7 protein-coding genes and 1 other RNA gene are annotated in these 8,421 nt (G+C 61.1%); 5 read left to right on the plus strand and 3 right to left on the minus strand.

Going from position 1 to position 8,421, the window contains the following annotated elements; genetic code table 11:
• Window positions 1-11: 11 nt before the first annotated feature.
• From DDF78_RS08335 to DDF78_RS08345, 3 genes are all read left to right on the plus strand, one after another.
• Complete coding sequence (locus DDF78_RS08335) at window positions 12-1,250, plus strand: ROK family transcriptional regulator (RefSeq protein WP_152581318.1); 1,239 nt, start codon at window positions 12-14, stop codon at window positions 1,248-1,250.
• A gap of 24 nt (window positions 1,251-1,274) precedes the next feature.
• Window positions 1,275-2,171: a carbohydrate kinase family protein gene (locus tag DDF78_RS08340; RefSeq protein ID WP_152581317.1), complete on the plus strand. Its 897-nt coding sequence runs from the start codon at window positions 1,275-1,277 to the stop codon at window positions 2,169-2,171.
• 165 nt (window positions 2,172-2,336) lie between these two features.
• Window positions 2,337-3,569, plus strand: a complete 1,233-nt coding sequence (locus tag DDF78_RS08345) for an MFS transporter (protein ID WP_152581316.1) — start codon at window positions 2,337-2,339, stop codon at window positions 3,567-3,569.
• 226 nt (window positions 3,570-3,795) lie between these two features.
• Here DDF78_RS08345 and DDF78_RS08350 read toward each other — a convergent pair whose 3' ends face one another.
• Both DDF78_RS08350 and hutH read right to left on the minus strand, forming a co-directional pair.
• On the minus strand, window positions 3,796-4,362 hold the full coding sequence (locus DDF78_RS08350; RefSeq protein ID WP_202613247.1) for a GNAT family N-acetyltransferase: 567 nt from the start codon (window positions 4,360-4,362) through the stop codon (window positions 3,796-3,798).
• A gap of 140 nt (window positions 4,363-4,502) precedes the next feature.
• Window positions 4,503-6,074 (minus strand): histidine ammonia-lyase, encoded by a 1,572-nt coding sequence (gene hutH / locus DDF78_RS08355; RefSeq protein ID WP_152581315.1) that lies wholly within the window; start codon window positions 6,072-6,074, stop codon window positions 4,503-4,505.
• A 170-nt stretch (window positions 6,075-6,244) separates the two neighbouring features.
• Between hutH and DDF78_RS08360 the strand changes: the two genes are divergently transcribed.
• Window positions 6,245-7,096, plus strand: a complete 852-nt coding sequence (locus DDF78_RS08360) for an IclR family transcriptional regulator (protein ID WP_152581314.1) — start codon at window positions 6,245-6,247, stop codon at window positions 7,094-7,096.
• Window positions 7,097-7,229: 133 nt separating this feature from the next.
• Here DDF78_RS08360 and dtd read toward each other — a convergent pair whose 3' ends face one another.
• Complete coding sequence (gene dtd / locus DDF78_RS08365) at window positions 7,230-7,742, minus strand: D-aminoacyl-tRNA deacylase (RefSeq protein ID WP_152581313.1); 513 nt, start codon at window positions 7,740-7,742, stop codon at window positions 7,230-7,232.
• Window positions 7,743-7,839: 97 nt separating this feature from the next.
• On the opposite strand from dtd, the gene ssrA reads away from it, so the two are divergent.
• Window positions 7,840-8,233, plus strand: a transfer-messenger RNA (tmRNA) gene (gene ssrA / locus DDF78_RS08370).
• The last annotated feature ends 188 nt before the right edge of the window (window positions 8,234-8,421 follow it).

Genomic DNA, 8,421 nt, shown 5'->3' on the forward strand with positions numbered 1-8,421 from the left:
AAGGGGGTGTCATGCGCACGGTACAGACCGTCACATCCCAAGCGAAGGTTTCCGAATCCAATAGGTCGCGCATCCTGCACCACCTGTTCCGCAATGGCATATGCTCACGCGCGCAGATATCCAAGGCCTTGGGGCTCACTCCTGCCGCCATCACCAAGATCACTGCCCGCCTGCTCGACGCCGGCATCATCGAAGAGACCGGCGACATCGAAGGCGATAAGAACCGGCGCTCCATCGGCTTGCGGCTTGACGAGAACCTCTTCCATTTCATCGGCGTCAAGTTCGCGCGCAGCATCGTGCAGATCGGGGTCTTCAATCTCGCCGGATTGTGTCTTTCGCTGCGCGATCTGCCCACCGTCACCAACGACACGGTTCCGCAGACCATACAGCTCGTGCATACCAGCGTGGATGCACTGCTCGGCAACGACCCGCGCATCATCGCCGTGGGGATGGCAGTTCCCGGGCCTTATCTGCGCACCGTCGGGCGCACCGTGCTCGTTTCCTCGATGCGCGCCTGGCGCACGGTCAATTTCCTGCGTGAATTCAAGAGCGCTTTCCGCGTTCCCGTTTTCATCGAGCAGGATGCCAGGGCCGGCGCGCTCGCCAACTATCTGTTCGACCGCAGTGGCTCCTGCTCGAATCTCGCGTATTATCTGATCGGCGAGGGCGTGGGACTGGGCATCATCGACAGCGGCACACTCATCAACGGCACGCTCGGCGCCGCCACTGAGCTGGGCCATATTAGCATCGATATGCACGGCCGGCCTTGCGAATGCGGCAACGTCGGATGCCTCGAACGCTACTGCTCGGCCGTGGTGATCCACGAGACCATCATCAGCCGCGATCTGGTGCCGCACGCGAAGGAGCTTGGGCATGCCGAGGCGTGCAACGCCCTGTTCCAGCTGGCCGACGCCGGCGACGCACGCGCACGGCTGCTGGTCGAAGAGGTGGGGCAGTACGCCGGGTTCGGCTGCGTGACCATCATCAACGGCTACAACCCCGAGCGCATCGTCATCGGCGATATCGTGGCACAGGGCGGCCAGCGGCTGCTGAGCGCCATCCGCGAGGTCGTCGACGAGCACGTGATCCCCGAGCTGCGCGACTCCACGACGATCACATTATCCGCCCTGCCCAGCGATGCCGTGATATGCGGCGCTGCAGCAGTGGCGATCATTTATTTTTTGGACCATCCCTCGATGTTTTTCGATGTCGCTACGGCATCCATGTCGTCGAATGCTCCGAAACGGTAACACAACCATAGGAAAGGGAAACCAATGACCAAGCCAATCGTTCTCTCCTTAGGAGAATTGCTGTGGGATATGCTCCCCAGCGGCAAGCGCGCTGGCGGCGCCCCCGTCAACTTCGCCTATCATGCAGCGATGAACGGCGTCGAGGGCTACGCGATCAGCGCCCTCGGCCAGGACGATCTCGGCGACGAGCTGCTGCTCGAAACCGAGAAGTCGGGCGTGAAGTCCATCATCCAGCGCAACGCCTGGCCGACCGGCACCGTGCAGGTCGCGCTCAAGAACGGCATCCCCGAGTACACGATCGTCAAGAACGTCGCTTGGGATCACATTCTGCTGACGCGCGAACTCATCGACCTGGTGAAGAAGGCGGACGCCGTATGTTTCGGCACCCTCGCCCTGCGTTCGCAGGAGTCGCATGACACCATCATCGAACTGCTCAAGCACACCAAGCCGAACGCGTTGAAGTTCTTCGACATCAACCTGCGTGGCGACCATTACTCGAAGCAGCTCATCGAAGAGCTGCTCAAGAGCGCCACCGTCTTCAAGCTCAATGACGCCGAACTGCTGCTGCTGCGCGACATGTTCGACATCCGCGGCGCTTCGGACGACGAGGCCTGCCGCTGGTTCCTCACCCAGTATAACCTCGACTACGTGGTGCTGACCGGTGGCTCGACCTTCAGCACGATCATCTCGAAGACCAATGAGAGCTCCACGCTGGCGACGCCGCACGTCGAAGTGGTCGACACCGTCGGCGCTGGCGACTCATTCTCCGGTACCTTCACTGCGAAGATCCTCACCGGCTCCACGCTGGAAGAGGCGCATCGCGCAGCCGTGAACACCTCGGCCTTCGTGTGCACCAAGGACGGCGCGTGGCCCAAGTACCCCGAGCAGATACCCGATTATCTGGCTGAGCAGAAGGCCTGAGCGGGCGCGCCCTTTCTTCTTGAGGCCGTCGCGAATGAGCATTGACGTTCGCGACGGCCTTGGGACCGCCGCAGCGACGTGCAACCGATAGCTGCCCGGCAGCTCGGCAGCGAACTCACTTCACCCTACCGACCGCATATAACCAGAGAAAAGAAAGAGAAAGCCATGAGCACCGCCACCTCCCAACCAGCTGGCAAGTCCAAGGGCTTCAAAGCCCTGGTACCTGTTATGTCGGCATTCTTCGTCATGGGCTTCGTCGATCTCGTCGGCACAGCCACCAACTATATCAAGCCCGAATTCAATCTCTCCAATTCCCAAACGAACCTGTTCACCACGATGGTGTTCTTCTGGTTCTTCATCTTCTCCGTGCCCACCGGCGTAATGATGCACCGGATCGGCAAGCGCAAGACCGCAGTCCTCTCGATTGTCGTCACGCTGTTCGCCATGCTGCTGCCGATTCTCGCATATCTGGCGATGTCGGGAACCGCGCGTCTGTGGACGATGATCGTTTCCTTCATCCTGCTGGGCGTGGGCAACACGATTATGCAGGTCGCGCTCAACCCGCTGATGACGCTGTTTGTCAAGGGAGACAAGCTCGCTTCCACGCTGACCACCGGGCAGTTCGTCAAGGGCTTCGCTTCCTTCTTCGCCCCGATCATCGCCGGCTGGGGCTTCTCGCAGCTCAATCACGCATGGTGGATTCTCTACGTCATCTACCTGGTCATCGGCGTCGTCGTGTGTATCGCGCTGTGGTTCGACCAGATCGAAGAGCCGGCCGAAGAAGTCACGAATCCCACGATCATCGGCTGCCTCAAGCTGCTCGGCAACCGCGTCGTACTGCTGTGCTTCATCGGCATTGTGTGCCATGTCGGCATCGACGTCGGCATCAACGCGCAGGCTCCGCGCATCCTGATGGAGCACACCAGCGTCCCGCTGGCCATCGCAGGCGGCGCAACCTCCGTGTACTTCGTCTTCCGTACGCTGGGCTGCTTCACCGGCAGCATCGTGCTGCAGCGCATGAGCAACAAGCTGGCGCTGCGCATCTGCGGCGGCATTCTGGTGCTTTCGGTGATCTGCTTCGGCATCTTCTCCACGGTTACGAACAACCCGCCGCAATGGCTGTTCTACGTCGCGGTGGCGCTCGTCGGCTTCGGCAATTCCAACGTGTTCTCGCTCTTCCTCTCGCAGGCGCTGCTCAACCAGCCCAAGCGTCAGAACGAGGTCTCGGGCCTGATGATCATGGGCCTGATCGGCGGCGCTGTGTTCCCGCCCATCATGGGTGTCGCAGCCGATGCGATGGGCGAGATCGGCTCGATCATCATCGTGGCCGTCGCCGTGGTCTATGTCATGGTCGTCGGACTGATGTACGGTCTGCTGAAAACCCGCAAGGCGGCATGAGTGTGACTGCTGAGCGTCTGACTGTCTAGCGTTGACTAGTTAGCGTCTCTGCCTGAATTTGGCTGCTGGGTATGGGAACATTCCCGCGCAGCTGACATACAAACTAGGAAAATCCTAGGATATGGTGCATTGATTGCATCGCATCCTAGGATTTTCTGCATATTACGGCTGGCCTGGTGACTTGACGCTTGGGGCTTCCCCTGCGCTATTCGCTATTTGCTATTCGCTACTGGGTGACTTCGGACTCAAGCACCATGTCGATATGCGGGATGCCATCTTCCAGATAGACCGGCGAAACGGCGACGAAGCCGAAGGAGCCATAGAAGTCCTTGAGCCGGTGCTGCGCCGCGATTTTAATGCCTGTGCCCGGGTAGAGCCGCCATATCTCATCAATACCTGCACGCAGTAGCCGGCGTGCAAGACCCTGCCCTCGAAACTCCTTGACGACGATCACTCGGCCAAGGCTCATATGCACGCCGTCGTCGTGCGGGACGATTCGCGCGTAGGCAACAAGCCGTCCGTCGCGCCTGAGCATGACGTGCCGCGCAGCGAAATCCTTGTCATCGATTTCTTGGTATGGGCAGGTCTGCTCGACCACGAAGACGCGCACCCGCTCGCGCATGAGCTCCACCAGCTGGGCCGCGTCCAGATCGCGTGTGTCGGCGAAGCTCAGTTCGATGTTGTCCGCCGCATCGATGATGGATGTAGGCTCGGCAGAAGTTGATGCGAAACAGCTCGCTGCACGATTATCGCTGCGCATCGCTGCATCATTATCGTCATTCGCTTCGGTCATGCCAAGCCTTCCTCGCCACTCACGCCCACGCGCGGGTGCTAACAACAGTTCCCGACCATAGTAGACCGAGCACGGACACGACGGGACACGCAATATTCAACTACATGCAGCCGAATGTACCTGTTCGCTGCATGCCTTACTCAGCGCAGCATCCCGACAGCCGATTGCGCGGCGGCGAGCACTTCGCCGCTCATGATCGACGCGGCGACGCCTTCGATCTGCGGAGTAGTCCAGATATCGCGCATTTCCGGGCCGACCTCGCCTGCGGATTCGCGCACCACCTGATACACGGCAGCGCCGGCGGCACCCGGCTGGTATGGCTTGCGGAAGTCGTAGGACCGCGCGGAACAGATGAGCTCGATGGCCAGCACGCGGGCGAAAGCCGGAATCGACCGGCGCAGCTTGCGCGCAGCGGCCCAGCCCATCGAAACATGATCCTCCTGCATGGCCGAGCTGGGAATCGAGTCCACGGAGGCCGGCACTGCATTGCGCTTCATCTCGGAAACCATGCCGGCAGCGGTGTACTGGGCGATCATCAGCCCGGAATCCACGCCCGGATCGCCTGCCAGGAACGCCGGCAGGCCGCGGTTGCGCGAGGTGTCGAGGAAGCGGTCGGTGCGCCGTTCACTGATCGACGCGGCATCGGCCGTGGGAATCGCCAGGAAGTCGAGCACATAGGCCAGCGTCGCGCCGTGGAAGTTGCCGTTGGACTCCACGCGACCGTCAAGGGTTACGCAAGGGTTGTCGATGGCCGAGCCGAGCTCGATATTGGCGACTGATGCGGCGTATTCCACCGTGTCACGAGCTGCGCCATGCACCTGCGGAGTGCAGCGCAGCGAATACGCATCCTGCACGCGCACGGTCGCGCCGGGACGGCCCGCTTCGATCAGCCCGGAGCCACGCAGCATGGCGGCGATGTTCGCAGCGGAATCGGCCTGTCCCTGATGCGGGCGCAGCGCCTGCAAGTCGGCGGCGAACACGCGGTCGTTGCCCAGCATGCCTTCCACGCTCATCGCAGCGGCGATGTCGGCGGTCTTGAGCAGCAGCCGCAGATCGGTGATGGCCATGCACAGCATGCCAAGCATGCCGTCGGTGCCGTTGACCAGCGCCAGCCCTTCCTTCTCCTTGAAGTCCACGGGCGTAATACCCGCGTCGGCCAAGGCCTTGCCGTCAGACACCTTGCGCCCGGAAGCGTCATATGCCTCGCCTTCGCCCATAGCCACGAGCGCGCAGGCGGCAAGCGGCGCGAGATCGCCGGAGCAGCCCAGCGAACCGTATTCGTAGACCACGGGCGTGATGCCGGCGTTGAGCATATCGGCGTAGACCTGTGCGGTTTCGGGGCGCACGCCAGTGCGCCCGGTGCACAGCGTGGACAGGCGCAGCGCAAGCAGCGCACGCACCACTTCGCGTTCGACCTCAGGACCAGCGCCGGCGGCATGCGAGCGAATCAGGCTTTTCTGCAGTTGCGAGCGCTGCTCGCGCGGTATCGATGTGGAGGCGAGCGCGCCAAAACCGGTGGAGATGCCATAATGAGGCACCGTGTCGCCGGCCAGGTCCTCGATGATCGCGCGGCTGAGGGCCATTTCGCGTTGGGACTGCTTGTCTATGACGACCTTGGCGTTGCGCCGCGCCACCGCGATGACCTCCTCCACACTCAAGGCGCCGATGCCGACGCTGACCGAAGCCTGCTGCTGCGACTGTCCAATACTCATAGTTCCTCGTTTCGCTGTGTGGGCCGGCGGACGGCTGTATGCCGGCCTGCCGCGCCATGCTTGCTGTGCGCTATTGTCTCTGTGCGCTATTGTCGTCGTTCGCACATCGAGGAATTCCGGTGCGACATGATTTTGTGTCCGAAATATCAGACAGTTAATCTGTACAGACTATGACTCTTACGAATGATGTGACCGCTATGCCCAACGGTGAGCCATCCCGTACCGCGCCTAGGTGGCAACCAAGGCAGCGCCCGAGCGAAAGCCCGCACGCACATGGCGTCACGCCGGCAGCCGAGCGCACGCTCGATATTCTGGAATTCATCGCCACCCACGGCGAGACGCGGGCGGCGATGCTCGCGCGGGAGCTCGGCATCCCGCGTTCAAGCGTCTACCAGCTGCTTGATGTGCTGGAACGGCACGGCTTCGTGACCTGTCTCAAGGACCGGCACACCTACGGCATCGGATTGAAGACCTTCGAAATGGGATCGGCTTATTCACGCCAGCATCGCGTCTCGCGCATCGCCCATCCGGTGCTGGCCCGACTCGTGGACGACACGGGCGAGAACGGACATCTTGCGGTGCTGCATGGCTCGCAGATCGTCTACGTGCTTGAGGAGCGAGCCGCAGGCCGCCCGCCGCTGGTCTCCGGCGTCGGTGTGCGCCTGCCGAGCCACCTGACCGCCAGCGGCCGGGCCATGCTCGCAGGATTGCCCCGCGCCCAAGTCGATGCGCTCTATCCCAATCGCGCCGCATTCGTCGACCGCACCGGCATCGGCCCCAAATCCCCAAAAGAGCTGCGCGCGCTGCTCAGCCAAGTGCATGCAACAGGCTTCGCCGAAGAGCACGGCGACGTAACCCCCGGCTTCGATTCCTATGCAGTGGCCATCCGCGACTACAACGGCTACCCCATCGCCGGCTTGGCCCTGACCTTCGTCAGCAATGCGCTGGGCACCGACCGACTCGACGTACTGCGCAACCGGCTGAAACTCGCCGGCGAAGAGCTGTCGCGCGACTTGCAATAGGGCTGTGGCATGTGTGGCTGACTGTCAGGCGTGCCTGCCTGTGGCTGACCGTTAGCGTCATACGACGATGCCGGTATGGCAGGCAAATTAACAACGCGCCAGAACGATGATGCGGCTGTTTTAGGAAACAGTCTTACAGCCCTATCTCCTCGGTGTCGAAGACGATGGTCACGGGGCCGTCGTTGACGAGGGCAATCTGCATATGCGCGCCGAAGCGGCCCTCCTGCACCGTGAGTCCTTCGGCGCGTAGCGCTTCGTTGAATGCCAGCCATACTGTTTTCGCATGCTCAGGTTTTCCCGCTGTCACAAAACTAGGACGATTGCCGCGCTTAACGTCGGCGAAAAGAGTGAACTGCGAGATTGAGAGCACCTGCCCGCCCACGTCATGGATGGAGCGGTTCATCTTGCCCTGCGAATCCTCGAACACGCGCAGATGCGAGATCTTATGCGCGAGCCACTCCACCTCGCGCTCCCCGTCACCGTCGGCGACCCCTACCAGCAGCATACATCCCGCGCCGATGGCGGCATGATAGGGTTGCGTGTCATGCAGGTCTTCGGCGTCGACGTTGTGCGCATCGATGCCTTGTATCTCGGCACTTTTGATATCGACGCTGGCTCGGCTGACGCGCTGCAAGATGACTTTCATACTCTCACAGCATAGTCGCAGCAATCATTTGGCATATTCGTTCAATTCGGTATATAGTGAAATGTCCGGTCGAAAGCCGGGTTTGATAATTCAATATGGGGCTGATCGGTTTCGACGGTGACCTGTTCGTCGCAGGGAAGCGTGCCGAGAACGCAGGGTCCGCTCGTGGATGACCCCTGCAAACAATTAAGTGCTAAATCTAATCGCACTGAGTTCGCTCTCGCTGCCTGATTTTTAGTCAGGATTAACCAGTGAGCAGCTGCTCCGTCCACTCCCTCGTGTCTTCGGGGGGATGTTGGGCGTTATAAGAGGACTTGCTTGAAGCGCTGCGCCGCAGGGCGTTTCAGGGACTTTTTCTGCAGCTATGCCCGCCATCGGTCGTCTGCGACACGATGGGAGCAGAAAAATTGCCACACGGCCGGCAGACTACGCACGTAGAAGACTGAGGGTACGGTCATCGGACCGGGGTTCAATTCCCCGCAGCTCCACCAACACAACGCCATCCAAGGCAGCTTGGGTGGCGTTTTTCGTTGTTATTACCACTTGGCTTTCCGGGTTATAGGAACAAACGTGTTGGTTTAGACTGTGGTTTTTAGCTGGTGTTGTTGGGGTATGGGGTGCTGGCGTGCAGTTCGTTCCAGTCGACGCCGCTGCCCGGGGCTGGCTCGTCGCCGGTATG

The organism is Bifidobacterium tibiigranuli (assembly GCF_009371885.1).
GTDB lineage: Bacteria > Actinomycetota > Actinomycetes > Actinomycetales > Bifidobacteriaceae > Bifidobacterium > Bifidobacterium tibiigranuli.